Raw genomic sequence first — 18,531 nt, forward strand, 5'->3', positions numbered from 1 at the left:
CAAATACTAAAATTCATTTCACCCTATTATCATCCTCTGGATAATGGCTTCCTTATCCTTACCAAGGCAACGGAACTACCGGCGCTATGGTAAACCTTATTTGATGAGCAGGGCCGAAGGCATCTGGCGAAGCAATATAATACCAGTATTGCATCCCTAGTCGAAGAGGCATTTTACCAGCTTTGAGTACTTTTTGTGCTCCAGTTCCGAGGGGGAAAGTAAACTTATTCCCATCTGTTCCATTATGGTTGTAAGCATAGGTAGGAGTAGCATTGATTTGCCATCCGTTCTTTAAGTTGATGGTATAAAAATACTGGCCGGCTGTAATGTTGGCACTAGCAGGATCTTCAGCAGAAAGCCATATATCATCAGGAAGTACCGTAGATGTGGAAGCATCTGGATCGCTCGGATCGCCCAGTCCCCATGCCTGACTTAAGATTAATCCAACAGCTCCAAAATTGGTCAATTTGGCAACCATGAACTCAGGGCCAAGTGTGACTTGGCTTGCTCTCAAAGCATCATCAGAGGCTGTAGGAAAACCTCCAAAAACACCTACCAGTGTAATCCACTTCGAAGGCCAGGTTTTACCCACCGCGATATCTGCGCTGATATTTCCAAAACCTGCTTTCTTTTCGAAACCGCTAGCTCCCAAAACTGGCTGAGAAAGGTACACGGGGATGAGTGGTCTTACATAGAGATTTAATCCATCTGACAAAGGGATGGGCAAGGAAGGTTGGAAATTGAATACCATTCCAGTCTGACCCGCATCATTGATGTCGCCATTGTACCTGATAAAATCGATGGGTACGAGCATCTGTCCCAAAGTGGCATTAGGGTTGGCCAATTGTTTGGCCATTTCAGCTGCACTTGATTCGGAACCTTCATCTTGTGCAAGCACTGAGTGAGTAAAGGACAAGGTGAAAAAGAGTAAAAGAATATTTTTCGTCTTCATGAGAATATGTTAGTCGTTAAAATTGAAACTTGGCCATGGCTTGAATTCTACTTGCATTTCCATAGGCGTCATTAGAAGTTCTTTGCGCTCCCCATATATATTCGGTAGCTACAGAGAAGTTGTTGTCAAAGATATAAACAAGATTTAAGTGGCCTATACCACCTCTTTTTAGGGCAAAAGGAGCCCTTGTGTCAGGGGCGTCCAACCAGCCGTAAGCATAGTTGAAGTTAGACTCTAATTTAGGCGTCCACCGGTGCATAAATCCCGTCATGATGGACATAGCCGGCATAGGTTCTAACTCGCCTTGGGCATTTAATACGGCGTTGGCATTGCTACCAGCAAAAGCAATAATATTTTCTCCGCTAGCGTTGCCATAGCTGAAGTTATAAGTGAAGTAATTGTTTTTGCCAAGATACTGTCTTCCTGCTACTACAAAATCATATTGTAAGGTTTGGTCGAAGGGGCCACCTGGGCCTCCGTCCCAACGTAACTCTGCGAAACTAGAGCCTAAAAACAATACACCGGTTTTCCATCGGTAATCCATCCTCAGAGCCAATAAGGGCAATTGAACAGAAGCCTTGCCAGGCAAATTATTCGGATTTTCAATTCCTAAAAATGGTTGGTACTCAAGCCCGGCTGCGACTTTTATTTTATCGGAGAGTTGCTTTTGATATCTTACCTGAATTGACCTTCCACCGAATAATGCATCTCCAGCAGCAAAGTCAATCATATAGGCCATTGATTCCAAGAATGAAATAGTCGTCCAGGTCTGACCAATGATAAAATCTCCTGCTGTGATATAAGAATGCCTAATTCTGAAGCGATTATCGTCAGTGAAAAAATCGCCTTCAAAAAATAGTTGCAGCGGTATTTTGTCCTCATTCGAACGTCGTACATCTATATTGATACGTGTTTCCTTTACCAAAAAATAGGTATAGCCTTCATCACCATATTCGGGCTGTCCCTCAACGGGTATAGAAGACATGAGAAATTGACTTTTATCCCTTGTGCCATCAAAATCGTATAAAAAGTCTGATTTCAAGTAGCCACCGATTTTCATCCTTAGATCACTGCCGAACATAGGCCATGATCCAGGAAAATCATCATTGACCAGGCGTTCTCTTGCCGTACGCAATACGCTTTCCTTCAGATCCTGACTGGGAATCACTAATTGATGGGTAATCGAATCTGTCAAAGCAGCTTCCTGAGCCAACAAAGTAGTCGGTGCCAGAGCAAACAACAACAATAAAAGTTTGTAATAGTTTTTCATATCAATATTCTAAAGCCAGAGCTGATAATTCCATTTCTGATATTACCCAGAATTTGTCATAAGCCCCTTATCATGTCGGGGCTTATGCTAAAAGCTTAATTTTATTGATTATAGCTCTTCCAAATTATCAAAAATCTGATAAAAGAAGCCGATAGACTTGGCATACTCTGAAACCAATATACGCTCATTCACGCCGTGGAACCCTTTGAACTCTTCTGTGTTTTCTAATTGAATAGCTGTAATGGTATATACATCTGGCGCAAAGTCTCTTGCTTGGAAATGTTTAGAATCTGAACCACCTACTACGAAGAATGGTGATACAATTAAATCATTGCCGTAGATCTGGCGAATGGTCTTTTCGAGCATATTATAAGCGGCATTACCTACTTCTGCGATGTTTGTGGCAGGCGTAGAAGCCGAAATGTCTCTAATCTCAATTCGGTCATCTTGAACAGCATTTTTTATATGTGCAATAAGTACCTCAGGAGTATCGCCTGGCATAGGTCTGAAGTTTACTACAGCAGTTGCCGATGGTGGTAGTACATTATCTTTAATACCGGCATTGAACATAGTTACAGCGATCGTGGTATGAAGCATGGCTCTTGTCACTTCGTTGCCGGCCATGGCTTCTATAAATTTCTGCTCATTCTCCGTCAACTCATCATCCTTGCCAAAGGCCACGGCCGCATAAAGTGGCTGCATGGCTTCATCCAGCTCAGGTCCCATATAACGGTATTGCGAGCGAACTGCAGGGTGTATTTTGTAAGGAAATGGTGCCGCCTCCAGTTTGGTAATGGCTTCGGCTAAAATGCCAATATTGGATTCTTCTGGAGGCATGGCAGAGTGTCCTCCAATGCCATTGATAGCCAATTCCAGACTGATAAACCCTTTTTGAGCTATGCCAATAAGAGCGGTATTGTCTTTTATACCGGGAAAAATACCTGGTGTTAGTGGTGCTGATTCGTCCATGACATAGGCAAATCGCTCTATACCACGTGCTTCCAATACATCAGCAATTACTTTTGCACCTTCCGATCCTCCTACTTCTTCATCTTGTCCAAATACGAAATACAACGTGCGAGAAGGCTGCCAGCCGTCTTTTAATTTCATCTCCGCTGCTTCAAGAATGGCATGAACCTGGTTTTTGTCATCCAAAACCCCACGTCCCCAAATGTATCCATCAGCCACAGTCCCTGCAAAAGGATCTTGTGTCCACTGATCTCGAGACTCATCCGGTACAGGTACTACATCCTGATGCGCATAAAATAATGCGGGTTCTAAACTAGGATCTTTACCCTCCCAGGTATAAAGCAAACTGTAAGGGCGAGGATCGCCATGCAGTTCTTTTTTTAGCGTTTTGTGCACGAGTGGGTAAGACTCCTCCAAAAATTTATGATAATCTTCAAAAGCTTTGGTGTCGAAGTCGTTTCTGTCTTGGTTAGAAATAGTTGGGAATGTAACGGCCTTAGAAAGTCTCTCTATTGCGGCATCCAGATCAACTTCTATAGAAATCTGTTCTATATCTGTCATTTGCATAGAAGTGAATTCTTCAGGAATTTCAGCTATAGGTGCGGCTTCTTTCTTTTCATTACTGCAGGCTTGGAGTACTATGATGGCCATAAACCCGAACATAGGAGTTAGGTAGGTGTTGATCGTTTTTTTCATCTTAATATTATTTAAACTCTTGAATGGAAAATGAATGCTAAAAGTTTAGAATTAAAACTAAACATAAATTTCTAAATGTGTGTTTTGACTATATTAACTTTTAAGAAATATGCTCAAAGTCATTTTTAGCTTACTTACTAAGAGGTTTTAGATTGTAAAATTCAATTTTCAAAAAATCAATACATTTGTCTATCTGGCCTCGTAGTTCAATGGATAGAATAGGCTACGCGCCCCGGGCGTTTCCTAAACTTAAATGAAATTAAAGCTGCAGGTAAGATTAATGGCCCCTTAGTTCAATGGATAGAATAGAAGTTTCCTAAACTTTAGATCCAGGTTCGATTCCTGGAGGGGCTACTATTTTCTAAGCCATTTTTACGCTAAATTTTTGACGATAGGCTCTTGGGGTTAAGAGCTTCGATTTTTTGAAGAGTCGGTTGAAGTTCGAAGCGTTGTTAAATCCTGACTTTGAGTGAATAATAGAAATAGGCGTATCAGATTCGATTAGCAATTGGCTGGCCTTCTTGATTCTGATGTCTAGTAGGTATTCAGTAAAAGACCGATACGTGTAGCGTTTGAAATAATGGCTAAATGCAGAAGCTGACATACTCACCACGTCGGCAACTTCTTCCATGGTTATCTTCCTATTGAAGTTTTGCCCAATGTAGTTGCATACTTTTTCAATACGGTTGTCTACCGAGTTTTCGAAATCAGAAAAGTAGGGTATGCTCGAATGAGCCAGACGATAGTCAGACTCGGACATGGTATGAAGCAACTCAAGAAAAGCGATAAACCCATGAAATCCTTGCAAGTCTATAAGTCCTAATATTTTTTCTTTGATCGTTGAGAAGTTGATTGGATTGAGTACAACCCCCTTTCTCGAGTCATTGAGCAATTTGGCAATCGACTGCATCCCTTCTTTGTTGAGTAGGTTCAACTCAAACAACTCATTCGAAAACTGAATGGTAATTACACGTACCCCCTTTTCCTTTTCACTTCGCCAAGCATGAAGAAGGTTGGGGCCTACTAGTGCAATATCATTGTTTCTAAAATCTTCTTTTAAGTCACCAATGATTCGGGTTCCATCAGTATGCAATACCACATTAATTTCGTATTCGGGATGGAAATGTATTGGGTAATCAAATTTGGCATCAAAATGATTTTGAATGGTGAAACACGAGTTGTCACCGATCGGTGGGAGCTCTCTTTTAAGTCTTTTCATGTATCTTTTAAATCCTAACCACAGAACAATACCAAAATTTTATAACCTACCTAAGGATTTCTATTATCAAATCCTCATCGTTTCTTTAAAGTATTAATTTTTGACGTAAAAGTACCAATTGAAGGGAGTTGTACCAAGTAGATTTGCTATGTATTCGATTAAATACGACTCAAACAAAACACGAAGCTGTAGGAAGGCCGGTAACCCTGTAGCTTCTATGCCTAACCTTAGTAAAGGCATACAAGCATTAAAGCATGATATATGAAACAAATATTACTGATTAATAAAATTAACATTTTAATGTTTCTCTTGCTCATAAGCAACCAGTCTTTTGGGCAGGATGCTGCAAGTCGAGATATTTCGGGGCAGGTTATCACAGAGGATGGATCATCACTGGTGGGCGCACATGTGCAAGTTTCAGATACTAATATAGGAACTGTGACTGACGTAGATGGGAGGTTTAGACTTACTATTCCTGAGACAGCTACTACAATTACTTTCTCAATGATAGGATTTGAAAAGCAGCAGCTGGACGCAAAGTCTTCATCGGTATTTAATGTGACCTTAAAGGAAGACACAGATGTGTTATCAGAGGTCATAGTCATTGGTTATGGCACACAGAAGAGAAGTGATTTGACTGGGTCAGTTTCGTCTATTTCAGGTTCTAGTTTTGAAAATCAACCGATTGTCAGAGCCGATCATATACTTGCTGGTCGGGCAGCAGGTGTTCAGGTAGCTGCGAATTCTGGTGCACCTGGAGGAAACACAAAAATTAGGATCAGGGGAGCCAATTCGATTACCGGAAACAACCAGCCGTTGATAGTAATAGATGGTGTGATAGGAGCGGATATGCAAATGATCAATCCAAGCGACATTCAGTCTATGGAAGTGCTCAAGGATGCCTCAGCGACAGCCATTTATGGATCTAGAGGAGCTAACGGAGTGGTGTTGATTACTACCAAATCAGGTAATTCCGGACGAACATTGGTGCAATTCCATTCTTTTTACAGTGTATCGACCCTTCCAAAAGAGATAGATTATTTGTCAGCAGGCCAATTTGCCGAATTGTACAATGAGTACGACAGAGAGATATATTATGATCCGGCCTTTCCTTATCAATCACCTTTTTCGGATGATGAAATTGAAGGTTTCTATACAAATGGAGGAACAGATTGGCAAGATGAGCTTTTCAGAACGGCCCATGCACAAAACTACGAGCTGTCCGTGCAGGGAGGGAACGACAATGTCTCCTATTATCTGTCAGCCTCTTATCTCGATCAGGAGGGTATCCTGATCAATACCGGGTACGAACGTTACAATCTTAAATCCAAGATTGATATAGAATTGTCTGAAAAATGGGACCTCAGCCTCAATATTCTAGGAAGTAGACAAAAGGGAAGAAACAATAATGATGTAGGGTCGCAGTACGGAGCCATAGGAAGAATGCCACAATGGGTTGCAACAGAAGCTGTTTGGGACGACAATAATGAATTTTACAACAATACGCCATCCTACGGTGCTGTAACTGGGAACCCTGTTGGGCTTCAAATGACACAAAATTCAGACGTGGTTACAGATAATTATATTCCATCGGGTGTTTTGACCTACACTATTATTCCGGATTTGAGTGTGAAGCTTTCCGGTGCTGTAGACATTAGAAGTACTACACACAGCTATTTCAATGATAACTATTTGCTCGAAGGGCCTGGTGGAATTACCAGAGCAGGAGTCAATACCTTTAGAAAAACCCGTAGCCAATACAGCGCTATTGCGAATTACAAAAAATCCTTTGGACAGCATGCTTTTACGTTAACAGGAATTTATGAAGGTACTTCGTTCAAGGACGAAGGTTCTTATGCTGAAGCCAGTGACCTTAATTCACCTACTTTGGGTTATTATAATCTAGCTCTCAGTGGAACACAGCGTGCCTCGTCTTATTATTATGACGAGTACCTGAGTTCAGTGGCTTTCAGACTTCATTATTCCTTAGCAGGCAAATACATGCTTACGGCTACGGTGAGAAGAGATGGGTCTTCAAAATTTGTTGGAGATAATCAGTACAGTGTTTTTCCCTCAGCCGCACTAGCATGGCATTTGGGAGATGAAAATTTTGTGCGGGATTTGGATGTTTTTAGTACACTAAAACTACGGGCAAGTTACGGACTCACTGGTAATCAAGGTGTAGGATCGTACGCTACCTTACCATACTTCGTTCAGAACCCTACGGTTGATTACTCACCAGGAGGGCCATTCGCTGAAAGTGTAACTGGGCTAGGTATTGGATCTCCGGGTAATTCTGCACTCAAGTGGGAAACTACAAAGCAGTTTGATGCAGGAATAGAGATGGGGTTTTGGTCTGATAGAGTACAGTTGGAGTTTGATTACTATTCCAAGACTACAAGCGATTTGCTTCTCAATTATCAACTACCGTTTTATGCCGGTAATGGAACAATTGTCTCCAATATTGGTGAAGTATCCAACCGTGGAGTTGAGGTTGTTTTGAGCACGACGCCGATCAATAAGTCTTGGTTGCAATGGGACCTATCAGTCAACTTATCAATTAACAAAAATGAAGTGATCGACCTGGGAGAGGAAACGGAAATATTCCCTACAACCAGATATGCCGATGCTGATGCACCTCTTAATATCATAAAGGAAGGTGAGTCGTTGGGTACCTTTTATGGATACAAGTACGAGGGGGTGTGGACCAGTGCAGAACGAGATCAGGCAGCATTGTATGGAAATGTCCCAGGAGATGCTAAGTACAACGACTTAAATGGTGATAACCTGATAGATTCAGAGGACCTACAGGTGTTGGGAAGTGCACAACCTGATTTTATTTATGGATTTAGTAATACATTCAAAATCAAGAATTTTGACGTGAGCATCTTGATGCAAGGTGTAAAAGGAGGACAGGTTTATAATGGGATGTATCAAAAGTCTGTAGGCTTGTTTGGTCAGAGTCAGGCATTTACCAGCCCAGATCACTACGACCGATGGACGCCGACTGATGAAAACTCTGATGTTCCAGCTTTTAGTACAAGCTCACAACTTTTCTCTAACAGCAGTCGATGGCTGCAGGATGCTAGCTATCTGAGACTGAGAAACGTGACTGTTGCCTATAACATCCCAACCACAAATTCGAGTGGTTTCTTGTCAGCATTCTCTCGACTGCAGGTGTATGTGAGCGCTGATAATATTTGGACGTTAACAGATTATACGGGATATGATCCGGAAGCTTCGTCTGCAGGTAATACTGTAGGAGGAGGGTCGAACACTGATGTTGATCAAAATATAGATACAGGCGCTTACCCAAGCCCTAAAACATTCATTGCAGGTTTAAAAATTGGTTTCTAAAATTCAGAGCACATGAAAAATTATATGCAAATATTTACTTACTACATTCTTTTTATTGGTCTGTGTTTTGTGATCGGATCCTGCACTGAGCTGGAAGAAAATTCTTACGGCAGGCTCAATGATCCCGAGGTAGCCTACAAAGACATTTCAAATCTTAACGCTACGGCCATTGCGATGTATGCGGCTATCAGAGGAGATGGAAGTTGGGCTGAAGGTTTTGCCACAAGTCAATATATGACGACCATGTATGGAGCAGATGATTTAACAACAATCGCAGGCGGAAACAAAGAGCCTTTTCGAGAGTTTGATTCGTTTAGCAAATCTGCTAGCAACATTTGGATGTCCAACTTGTACAAAGGTTGCTATCGCGCCATCCTTAATGCGAATGCTGTGATTGGATATGCTGTTCATACACAAGCTGAGCAATCCGATGTAGATAATTTGGTAGGTCAGGCTTATTTTATTCGTGCTTTGAGTTATTTCTACTTGGTACGAAGTTGGGGATCTATACCTATGTACACTACACCGGACGCTCCTTTAGACCTTGGTCTGTCAGAAGTGAGTGAAGTATATGATCAAATCATTCTGGATTTAGAAGAGGCTGAAATTTTGCTACCAAATACTCAGGCAGAAGTAGGCCGACCTAAAAAAGGTGCAGCCAAAGCATTATTGGCTAAAGTGCTTCTTACCAAGGCCGGTTGGCCACTGAAGGATCAGGCGTCTTATGCTTTGGCAGCTAGTAAAGCTAAGGAGGTGATCGATCAGAAAGGGACCTGGGGCTATGATTTGCTGCCAAGCTATGATATGATCTGGAAACGAGAAAATGACAATAGTGAAGAGTCAGTGTTTTCTATTCAATATGATAGAAATACAGGAGACGGCGCTCATGCCAATCACCTGATTGGTACGGCTTCAATGCCTAAAGAAGAAAATGGCTGGGAAGACTTCTTCTGTGAGTTAACTTTCTACAACGAGTTTCCGGCGGGGCCAAGAAAAGATGCTACGTTTCATACCGTATTTCATACATCGGACGGTGGAACTGTCAATTTTGAAGACAGCGATGCGCGTCATCCATACTATGCGAAGTTTCGGGATGGTGCAGTGGATGAAGCAGAACCTTGGGTAAACAATTTTCATACCGCGGCTGCTTACGCGCTCATCCGATACGCCGATGTACTATTGACCTTTGCGGAGGCTAAAGCGCAAGCCACAGGTGTAGATGCTGAGGCTTATGATGCGGTCAACCAGGTACGAAATCGAGCAGGTCTGCCTGATTTAGCTACAGGACTAAGTACTGCAGATTTTGTGGACTCAGTCATTGCCGAAAGGGGATGGGAATTGGCCGGAGAAGGACAGCGATGGTATGATCTATTGAGAACGGAAAAAGTTCAGGAGGTGATCAATAAACGAGACGCAACGGAAGCAGTAAAGATTATAGGATCAGTTAATTCAGATAATTTTTATGCGCCAATTCCTGAAGCGGAAGTATTGAAAAACCCAAACCTAGCCAAATAATTTAGACCTACATCTGAGCATCATTGGACACCTAATACATAGAGTGTGCAGGAGGAGTAGTGTCAAATCAAAAGAAACTAAAAACAGAATATGTCAGTAATGATCGAAAAATATGAAAAAAACCCCATCATTATTCCAGGTGGTGAAGATTTTAGAAAAGTAGTCACATTCAACCCTGGAGCGGTATATGACAAGGGTAAATTTCTACTTTATGATCGTGCCGCTGCTACCTTGAGTCCTTTTAGGACAGCTATCGGTTTGTTCGAAAGTAAGGATGGAAAGAACTTCACCCCAGTTGGAGATCAACCGGTTTTTACTTCAGAGATGCTCGGGTATCCGGAAGGAAGTGTGCAAGATGCTCGGGTCGTAAAAATCGACGATACCTTTTACATGAACTATGCTTTCCAGCCCTATGGGTTTGATTGTTTTCCGACTGGAGAAGGTGTTCCGTTTTATGATACATCAAAATACAAGAATTGGGAAAAATGTGAGTATCCAATGATTACCAGATCTGGATTGGCTACTTCAAAAGATGGTCTCAATTGGGAGCATTTATGTTTTACCTCACCAGAGAATATAGACGATCGAGATCATGCCTTGTTTCCAGAAAAAATCAATGGCAAATTCTGCTTGCTTAGAAGACCAATGGACTTTGTAGGAGGAGACTATGGTACGAGTCAGCCTGGTATGTGGATTACGTTTTCTGATGATTTAATGGACTGGAGTAAGCCTGTATTGTTAGCCACAGCTAAAGAGGCGTGGGAAGGCGGGAAAATTGGAGCAGCTTGCAATCCAATTAAAACCAGTCGTGGTTGGTTGGTGCTATATCACGGGGTAGACGAGAATATTGTCTATCGTGTAGGAGGAATGATCTTGGACCTTGAAGATCCAACTAAAGTCATTGCCAGAAGTACTAACCATATCATGGAGCCAACTGAGTATTATGAGAAATGTGGTTTGGTGATACCCAATGTGGTGTTTCCAACCAGTATAGTTGAAAAGGATGGTATTGGGTATATCTACTATGGATGTTGCGATACCAGCATTGGATTGGCCACAGTCAAGGTGGACGATCTGGTTGACCATCTTTTTGACAATAAAGGTTAATTATTATTAGACCGGTCGGTTGGGCACTGTCGATCGGTCTTTATTGCAGCAAAAACGAGAAAAATATGATTCAGAAGATAAAAGGAGAAATCCGATATTTTAATGAGATGCCGAGGGATATGCGCATTTTGTTGATGACCAACATGATTTATGCACTTGTGCTTCCTGTCATAGAAATTTTCGTGAGTGCCTACATCATGAGGAGTTTGGATAGTTCCAGCGCTGTGATTCTGTATCAACTCACAGTTTTTACCGGCATTCCAATCACCTTTGTACTCAACGGTTATCTGCTGAGGAAATTTAGCGTCAAAGGCTTGTACAGTTTAGGGATGATGCTAAGTGGTATATCGATTTCTGCCATGATGTTTCTCAAGGATATCACCTTTGTAGAAGTAGGTGTCTCAGGATTGCTTATGGGTATTTCTTATGGTTTCTTTTGGTCAAATCGCGATTTTCTGGCCATTGAAACCACCGAGGATAATAATAGAAACTACTACTATGGATTAGAGACTTTTTTCTACACCATCACGGGCATCGCAGTCCCGGCGGTCATAGGCTTTCTTTTTGTACTCACTTCCAATTATCAATTTTTTGAAGGCGATCCTACCGCAGTATATCGGGTGATTACCGTTGCGGTATTTCTGCTAACAGTGCTTTCGAGTATTGTAATTCATCGAGGAACCTTTAAGAATCCTAAGGTGGATCGGATTCTCTATTTCAGCTTTGATAAACTGTGGAGGAAGCTGTTGGTGCTTTCATCTCTCAAGGGGCTGACTCAAGGATACCTTGTTACCGTGCCAGCTATTTTGATCTTAAGGCTGGTAGGGGATGAAGGAACCTTGTCATCTGTGCAAAGTGTGAGTGGAATTATTACCGCCATTGTATTGTACGTCTTGGGCAGGGTAAGCAAACCGAAGCATCGTATTTATATATTTTCTTTAGGCTATGTCATCTTTTTTATTGGAGCATTGACGCATGGCCTTTTATTTTCATCTTTAGGAGTTATAGTGTTTATCATGTGTAAGGTACTTTATCAGCCCTTGCATGATATTGCTTATTTCCCCATTCAGATGAAAGTGATCAACTACCTGAGTGATTTGACGAAGCGGAGTGAATTCTCCTATATAGTCAATCACGAGTTCGGTCTATATGTGGGAAGATTCCTAGGCCTTTCCCTGTTTATCGTTCTCGATTATTACATATCCGAATCTTTTGCGATTCGCTATTCGCTCGTGGTCATTGGTATCATTCAAATGTTATCTATTCCATTAGCTAGAAAAATTATTCAAGAATCTAAACATGAAAAAGCATGAAAAAAGCACTACACATAAGTCTATTTTTATTTTCGTTGGTTTTCAGTTTTCTGCCGGTTCGGGCCAGTGAACCAGTGGTTGAAAATAATAACAAAGTCTATATGCACTATATGGGCTGGTTTGGAAAAACAAGTACAGGCAACCATTGGGCGGATGGAACGACGAGAGAGCCGCTCATTGGTTACTACGATTCACAGTCTTGGGCCACGCACCTCTATCAAATCTTGCTATCCAAAGCATGTGGGGTAGATGGACTGGTGGTTAATGTAAGAACTGAATATGACGAAAACAGTTTGAAAGCGGTTTTACCTTCGCTCAAGAGGATTACCGATATTGACAATACTTTCGATTATAAGGTAGCCGTAAGTTATGATGATCAGGACATGACCCAAGAAGCGGTTGAAACTGAGCTGACAACCTTGAAAGATGATATTATTGCTTCCACAGATAACTATTTATACAAAGATGGAGAGCCAGTAATTTTTGTTTGGGATTACGCTGGGTTTCTTACTTCGGATAATTATCGAACGGCAGTTTCAACTGTTTTTACGGAAGGTGCCCCAATTCTTTTAAGAAATGAAATTGATTTCGATGCTACAGTAGGGTCAATAAATTCATTTTATCCATGGGTGCAAGGCTATGCTGAAGATGGCTCAGAGTGGGGTGAAGGTTATCTAAACTGGTATTACAATACCATTGCTGATAAAATTACTGCTGATGAAGTGGACTTTTCTACAGGGGGAGTTTGGCCAGGTTTTGACGACCGTGATGTCAGCTGGGGTCAGAATAGATGGATAGACAGAGACGGTGGTGCTACTTATGAAAGTGTATGGGATATTGTGCATGCCAAATCCGTTGATTGGGTAATTCTTCAAACTTGGAATGATTGGAACGAAGGGACGGAATTGGAGCCGAGTATAGAACATGGATTTACCTATGTAAACAAAACGGCTACCAACATCGCTGAGTTTAAGGGCACAACATCTACCCTGGATGATGATCTGCTGTCTGCCTCTACCAAGGTGTATGAAGCTGCGACACTCATAGAGTCTGAGGATCGCGATTATGACCTTTACTATCCGGTTTTGGAAAATGCCATTCAGTACTTTATTGACAACGATGGAGCTGCCGCAATCACTGAACTAGATAAGATAATTGATGATGCACTGGCTCCAGAGCCTGTAGAACCAGTACAAAATGATGATACCAAGCGGGTGTACATGCACTATTTGGGATGGTTTAGTGAGGGCAAAGATGGCAACCATTGGAAGGATGGTTCAGCGCAAGAGCCAATAATAGGACATTACAATTCTCAAAGTTGGTCTACACATCTCTACCATATTCTACTTTCATCTGCTGTAGGAGTAGATGGGATGGTAGTTAACGTAAGAACCGAATATGACGAAGAATCATTGAAAAAAGTGCTGCCGTCTTTGCAGCGAATTGTAGATGTTAAATCTGATTTCGATTATACCATAGCCGTAAGCTACGATGATCAAGACATGACAAAAGCTTCGGTAGAGGAAGAGCTGACCACACTCAAAAATGATATCATAGCAAAAACAGATAATTATATGTACAAAAATGATGAGCCTGTCATTTTTGTGTGGAACTATGATGGTTTTTTAACTTCTGACGACTACAGAGATGCTGTATCTACAGTATTTACCGAGGACGCGCCTATACTCTTAAGAAACGAAATAGATTTTGATGCCAGCAAAGAGGCCATAGAATCTTATTATCCATGGGTCCAAGGTTTTGATGCTGAGGGTGCCATTTGGGGGGAAGACTACTTGGACTGGTATTACCGTACTTTGAAGATAAGAGAGGATATTGTATTTGCGACAGGTGCTGTATGGCCTGGATTTGATGATCGAAAAGCGAGCTGGGGTCAAGACCGGTGGATAGATAGAGCTGATGGAGAAACTTATCAGAAAACCTGGGATCTGGTGCATGATTTCAGTGATGACGTTCCGCTCAACTGGATCATACTTGAAACCTGGAATGATTGGAATGAAGGAACTGAGTTGGAGCCAAGTAAAGAGCACGGCTTCACCTACATGACTAAGACAGCCGAAAATATCGCAACTTTCAAGGATACTGAAATTGTGGTCAATGACGATTTATACTCGGCTTCTACCAAGATTTATCAAGCGGCTCAGCTTATTGAGACCGAGGCAAGGGATTACGACGTGTATTACCCAAAGTTAGAACAAGCCATTGCCAAATTTGTTGAAAAGGATGCCGCAGGATCTATTGAATTGTCCAATGAGATTATCAATCAGGGAACTACCTTAGGCGGAATTGAAGGGATTGTTGAAGTTGGGTTCGATGTGTATCCAAATCCAGCGACCAGCACAACAAATTTGAGTTTGTCACTTACAAAGCCTGAGCAAGTTTCTATTCAGGTGTTCAATACAGGAGGAGAGCTGATCAATCAAATAGTTGATGAAAAATTGAGCAAGGGTTCTCATCAGTTTCAGTGGGAAGCAAATGGACGCTCCGGGCTGTATATTATTCAGGTAGAGACCATTTCTCAGGTTACCTATAGAAAGGTTATTATCAAGTAAAAAGGACTAACTACTTAGGTTTGATTTAGGCTTCTGTTTTTACTTTACTATTTAATGGGTGGTGTGATAGTTTTGGGTTAAATAAGTTACACTAGTAAATTTTAAACAGGAAAGTGGAAGTGCTATACCAATTCACAACAACAACAAAACAACCTGAAGGGTATCATGCCGTGAGGGTCAGTGGATAGGACTATCATAAAGATTTAGATCGACCTAAGTAGTTTTAATTTTCAAAGTATGAAAGTATACAATTGTATTGGATTCGTTTTCCTGGCATTTTGGGTAATATCCTGTCAATCAAAACAAAATGAGATTGTTAAAGGGGTACCTGAAGTCTTGATTCACTATATGAGTTGGTATGGTGATGAAGGTGCTGGTGAAGATTCCCTAAGACATTGGCAGTTTGGACATGCCAATACTCCGACCATTGGATTATACGATTCTCACAATAAGTCAACTTTATATTACCACCTTTTGTTAGCCAAAAGTGCTGGCATAGACGGGGTGGTAGTAAACGTGAAGGACGAATACGATCGGATGGGAATGGAGCGCGTCCTGTTGGCCATAAAGGAGTTAGATAGCTTGAATGAAGGTGCTTTTGATTTCAAATTTGCAGTGAGTTTTGATGATCAGGGCTTTGATTTGGAGGCACCATTGGATACCACTTTATTTAAATTGACACAGTTCAAAGCAAACTACATCGATGGGAATAAACATTACCTTAGATACGGCAATAAGCCAGTTTTCTATTCATTTGATTATCCAAACAAGTTTATTACGGCCAAGGGATTAGACCAGTCTTTAGATTCTGTTTTTGGCAAAGATCAATCAATATTGATATGGAATACCTTCGGTGAAGGTGAAAACACACAAGATTACGTAGATGCATTTTACCCTTGGGTTCAGCCTGGAGGTGAATGGATGGAGGATGGCTCGAATTGGGGCAAACCCTATTTGGAATATTTTTATAAACAAATCAATCAATTTGAAAATAAACCTTATTCATTTAGTGGAGGGGGCGTATGGCCAGGATTTGATGATAGAAAAAATACTTCATGGGGAGGCGATAGACTCATATCTCGAAGCGGTGGAGCTACCTATGATTCTACATGGAATTATATCCATAAGTATCAAGGAGAGGTACCCATGAAGTATGTTATGGTCGAAACCTGGAACGACTGGAATGAAGGAACGGAGATAGAACCAAGTGTAGAATATGGATTTCAAAACTTAGTTCAGACCGAATCTAATATTTTGAAACTCAAAGGAGAAGAGAGGAGTGGTGATACATTTAAGTACGAAGTTGCCGTTTCTATCTACAAAGTGCTGAAGCTGATGGAGAACAAAACGGAAATGGATGACAAGAGCGTAAACCAGGCTATTAAGCAATTTTTAAATCGGGAGTATGAGGAAGCCAACAAAATTATTCAAGAGGCTCTTTGAATGTTTAGTTGGTAGTCGAGATTTAATGTCCAAATGAATAATAAAAAGAGTACTCTTTACGACAGACTATTTATTCAGACCCAATGCGCTAAGCAATACTTCAAATCATTTGATAAAATTGATTTAGATCTCAAATAGAAAACATAGGTTTGTTTAAGTTTTATTGCAAGTGGGAGCTGAGAGTTAAAGCAGGGCACACCAGTGATGAAATTTTTAGGGAATCTTGTTTCTGAGAATGTATAGAAGGTTTGGTAAACGAATGATCGACTTAATGCTAGGGCTTGTTTTGCTCATGCTGTTCCTTCCGGTCATTATTGTCTTGTTTATGGTATTGCTTATCCCTACCAATTTTCGCCCGTTTTTTGTGCAAGTCAGGCCTGGGATACATGGTCAGTTTATTAAACTTGTAAAATTTCGAACCATGAATGACAATAAAAGTGTTGATGGTTCTCTATTGCCTGATCAGGAGAGAATATTTGTTTTGGGAAGATATATCAGGATTTTCTCACTTGACGAATTGCCCCAGATTATACATGTAGTACTTGGACAAATGAGTTTGGTAGGCCCTCGTCCGCTATTAGTAGAATATCTGCCACTGTATAATGAAACTCAGTCGCGTAGACATGAAATGAGACCGGGCATGACTGGTTGGGCACAAATAAACGGGAGAAATGAAATTTCTTGGCAAAAAAGATTCGATTTGGATGTATGGTATGTGGATAATGTTTCTTTCTGGTTGGATTCTAAAATTTTTATTTTGACCTTGATTAGAGTATTAAGCAGACAAGGGGTCTCTCCAAAGTCTACCGTGACCATGCAAAAGTTTAAAGGCAACTGATAGGCACAGGCACGGTAAGGATATCTTAGTAAAGCAACGTCTTGACCAATATTATGAAAAACCGAATTTATTTGTCCTCGCCTCATATGGGAGGAGAAGAGCAAAAATTTGTTCAAGAAGCTTTTGATTCTAATTGGGTGGCTCCATTAGGGCCCCATGTTGATGGGTTTGAAAGAGATATTTGTAACTATACTGGCAGTCCCTACGGTGCAGTGTTATCGTCTGGTACGAGTGCGCTGCATTTAGCGTTAATTCTATTGGGCGTGCAGCAAGGTGATGAAGTACTGGCTTCTACATTTACTTTTTCCGCAACTATTCATCCCATTTTGTACCAAAATGCCAAACCAATCTTGGTTGAAAGTGAATCTGATACCTGGAATATGTCACCACATTTTTTGGAGCAAGCCATAAAAGATCGGATTAAGACAGGAAAAAGGCCTAAGGCAATCATAATTGTTCATTTGTATGGAATGCCAGCGAAGATGGATGAATTGATGTCCATTGCTAGAAAATATGAAATACCCGTAATAGAAGATGCAGCCGAGGCACTGGGTAGTAAATACAAGGGACGGATGCTGGGTACTTTAGGTGATATGGGGATTTTTTCATTCAACGGGAACAAAATCATTACCACTTCAGGGGGAGGTGCCTTAATATCTAAAAACAAATCGTGGATCGATCAAGCGGTTTTTTTAGCAACACAAGCAAGAGATCAAGCACCACACTATGAGCACACACAAGTTGGATACAACTATCGTCTGAGTAATATTTCGGCAGGGATTGGGAGAGGACAAATGAAAGTGCTCGAAGAGAGAGTGAAGAAGAGGAGAAAAGTGAATGAATTTTACCGTTTACAATTGGGAGAGAGAGCTGGCCTATCATTTTTAACAGAGCCAGGAGAGGTATATCATTCCAATTACTGGTTGACTACACTCTTGGTTGACTCCGAACAACTAAACGGACTGACTCGTGATGAAATTTGTAGGGCGCTTGAAGAAGAAAATATTGAGGCCAGACCCTTATGGAAACCAATGCACCTACAACCTGTCTTTAAAGGCTATCCATATTATGGTGATAGGTATTCAGATTTGCTTTTTGAAAAAGGGCTTTGTCTACCATCTGGCAGTAATCTGACACAGTCTGACTTGGAGCGTGTAGTAAGAGGGATAGAGCAGGCGTGTCTGTTTTGAAAAAAATATTGACTGATCCGCAAGTTGACTGCGCCTGCTACTAAAAATTGAATTTACTTTACTCACTGAAAATATTTGAGTTTTATTTATTA

General features: G+C 41.1%; 12 protein-coding genes and 1 tRNA gene. 9 read left to right on the top strand and 4 right to left on the bottom strand.

Annotated features, from left to right (window positions below):
* Positions 1 to 58: 58 nt before the first annotated feature.
* The 3 genes from ACO6S2_RS09085 to ACO6S2_RS09095 form a co-directional block, all read right to left on the bottom strand.
* Entirely contained in the window at positions 59 to 952 is an 894-nt protein-coding gene (locus ACO6S2_RS09085) for a hypothetical protein (RefSeq protein WP_422362183.1), read from the bottom strand.
* Between the two features lie 16 nt (positions 953 to 968).
* Positions 969 to 2,222: a DcaP family trimeric outer membrane transporter gene (locus ACO6S2_RS09090; RefSeq protein ID WP_422362184.1), complete on the bottom strand. Its 1,254-nt coding sequence runs from the start codon at positions 2,220 to 2,222 to the stop codon at positions 969 to 971.
* Positions 2,223 to 2,330: 108 nt separating this feature from the next.
* A complete protein-coding gene (locus ACO6S2_RS09095; RefSeq protein ID WP_422362185.1) occupies positions 2,331 to 3,887 on the bottom strand; it encodes a M20 family peptidase in 1,557 nt (518 codons plus the stop codon).
* A gap of 282 nt (positions 3,888 to 4,169) precedes the next feature.
* Between ACO6S2_RS09095 and ACO6S2_RS09100 the strand changes: the two genes are divergently transcribed.
* A tRNA-Arg gene (locus ACO6S2_RS09100) sits at positions 4,170 to 4,241 on the top strand.
* 7 nt (positions 4,242 to 4,248) lie between these two features.
* On the opposite strand, the gene ACO6S2_RS09105 is transcribed toward ACO6S2_RS09100, so the two are convergent.
* Entirely contained in the window at positions 4,249 to 5,106 is an 858-nt protein-coding gene (locus ACO6S2_RS09105) for a helix-turn-helix domain-containing protein (protein WP_422362186.1), read from the bottom strand.
* Positions 5,107 to 5,367: 261 nt separating this feature from the next.
* Between ACO6S2_RS09105 and ACO6S2_RS09110 the strand changes: the two genes are divergently transcribed.
* From ACO6S2_RS09110 to ACO6S2_RS09145, 8 genes are all read left to right on the top strand, one after another.
* The gene (locus tag ACO6S2_RS09110; RefSeq protein ID WP_422362187.1) at positions 5,368 to 8,463 is read left to right on the top strand and encodes a SusC/RagA family TonB-linked outer membrane protein; all 3,096 of its coding nucleotides are present in this window, start codon (positions 5,368 to 5,370) and stop codon (positions 8,461 to 8,463) included.
* 12 nt (positions 8,464 to 8,475) lie between these two features.
* On the top strand, positions 8,476 to 9,978 hold the full coding sequence (locus tag ACO6S2_RS09115; protein ID WP_422362188.1) for a RagB/SusD family nutrient uptake outer membrane protein: 1,503 nt from the start codon (positions 8,476 to 8,478) through the stop codon (positions 9,976 to 9,978).
* A gap of 90 nt (positions 9,979 to 10,068) precedes the next feature.
* Positions 10,069 to 11,085: a hypothetical protein gene (locus ACO6S2_RS09120; RefSeq protein WP_422362189.1), complete on the top strand. Its 1,017-nt coding sequence runs from the start codon at positions 10,069 to 10,071 to the stop codon at positions 11,083 to 11,085.
* A 65-nt stretch (positions 11,086 to 11,150) separates the two neighbouring features.
* Positions 11,151 to 12,398: an MFS transporter gene (locus ACO6S2_RS09125; protein WP_422362190.1), complete on the top strand. Its 1,248-nt coding sequence runs from the start codon at positions 11,151 to 11,153 to the stop codon at positions 12,396 to 12,398.
* Positions 12,395 to 14,968, top strand: a complete 2,574-nt coding sequence (locus ACO6S2_RS09130) for a T9SS type A sorting domain-containing protein (protein ID WP_422362191.1) — start codon at positions 12,395 to 12,397, stop codon at positions 14,966 to 14,968. The genes ACO6S2_RS09125 and ACO6S2_RS09130 overlap by 4 nt, the downstream gene beginning before the upstream one ends.
* A gap of 237 nt (positions 14,969 to 15,205) precedes the next feature.
* The gene (locus ACO6S2_RS09135; protein ID WP_422362192.1) at positions 15,206 to 16,411 is read left to right on the top strand and encodes an endo-1,3-alpha-glucanase family glycosylhydrolase; all 1,206 of its coding nucleotides are present in this window, start codon (positions 15,206 to 15,208) and stop codon (positions 16,409 to 16,411) included.
* A 259-nt stretch (positions 16,412 to 16,670) separates the two neighbouring features.
* On the top strand, positions 16,671 to 17,249 hold the full coding sequence (locus ACO6S2_RS09140; protein ID WP_422362193.1) for a sugar transferase: 579 nt from the start codon (positions 16,671 to 16,673) through the stop codon (positions 17,247 to 17,249).
* 53 nt (positions 17,250 to 17,302) lie between these two features.
* Positions 17,303 to 18,439, top strand: a complete 1,137-nt coding sequence (locus tag ACO6S2_RS09145) for a DegT/DnrJ/EryC1/StrS family aminotransferase (RefSeq protein WP_422362194.1) — start codon at positions 17,303 to 17,305, stop codon at positions 18,437 to 18,439.
* Positions 18,440 to 18,531: the final 92 nt, after the last annotated feature.

Source organism: Reichenbachiella sp., assembly GCF_965233835.1.
GTDB lineage: Bacteria > Bacteroidota > Bacteroidia > Cytophagales > Cyclobacteriaceae > Reichenbachiella.

What these genes read in the sequence shown, in the direction of transcription:
- ACO6S2_RS09140 (WP_422362193.1), top strand. Translation starts at nt 16,671, where the DNA reads ATGATCGACTTAATGCTAGGGCTTGTTTTGCTCATGCTGTTCCTTCCG.
- ACO6S2_RS09110 (WP_422362187.1), top strand. Translation starts at nt 5,368, where the DNA reads ATGAAACAAATATTACTGATTAATAAAATTAACATTTTAATGTTTCTC.
- ACO6S2_RS09130 (WP_422362191.1), top strand. Translation starts at nt 12,395, where the DNA reads ATGAAAAAAGCACTACACATAAGTCTATTTTTATTTTCGTTGGTTTTC.
- ACO6S2_RS09120 (WP_422362189.1), top strand. Translation starts at nt 10,069, where the DNA reads ATGTCAGTAATGATCGAAAAATATGAAAAAAACCCCATCATTATTCCA.
- ACO6S2_RS09135 (WP_422362192.1), top strand. Translation starts at nt 15,206, where the DNA reads ATGAAAGTATACAATTGTATTGGATTCGTTTTCCTGGCATTTTGGGTA.
- ACO6S2_RS09125 (WP_422362190.1), top strand. Translation starts at nt 11,151, where the DNA reads ATGATTCAGAAGATAAAAGGAGAAATCCGATATTTTAATGAGATGCCG.
- ACO6S2_RS09105 (WP_422362186.1), bottom strand. Translation starts at nt 5,106, where the DNA reads ATGAAAAGACTTAAAAGAGAGCTCCCACCGATCGGTGACAACTCGTGT.
- ACO6S2_RS09145 (WP_422362194.1), top strand. Translation starts at nt 17,303, where the DNA reads ATGAAAAACCGAATTTATTTGTCCTCGCCTCATATGGGAGGAGAAGAG.
- ACO6S2_RS09090 (WP_422362184.1), bottom strand. Translation starts at nt 2,222, where the DNA reads ATGAAAAACTATTACAAACTTTTATTGTTGTTGTTTGCTCTGGCACCG.
- ACO6S2_RS09095 (WP_422362185.1), bottom strand. Translation starts at nt 3,887, where the DNA reads ATGAAAAAAACGATCAACACCTACCTAACTCCTATGTTCGGGTTTATG.
- ACO6S2_RS09115 (WP_422362188.1), top strand. Translation starts at nt 8,476, where the DNA reads ATGAAAAATTATATGCAAATATTTACTTACTACATTCTTTTTATTGGT.
- ACO6S2_RS09085 (WP_422362183.1), bottom strand. Translation starts at nt 952, where the DNA reads ATGAAGACGAAAAATATTCTTTTACTCTTTTTCACCTTGTCCTTTACT.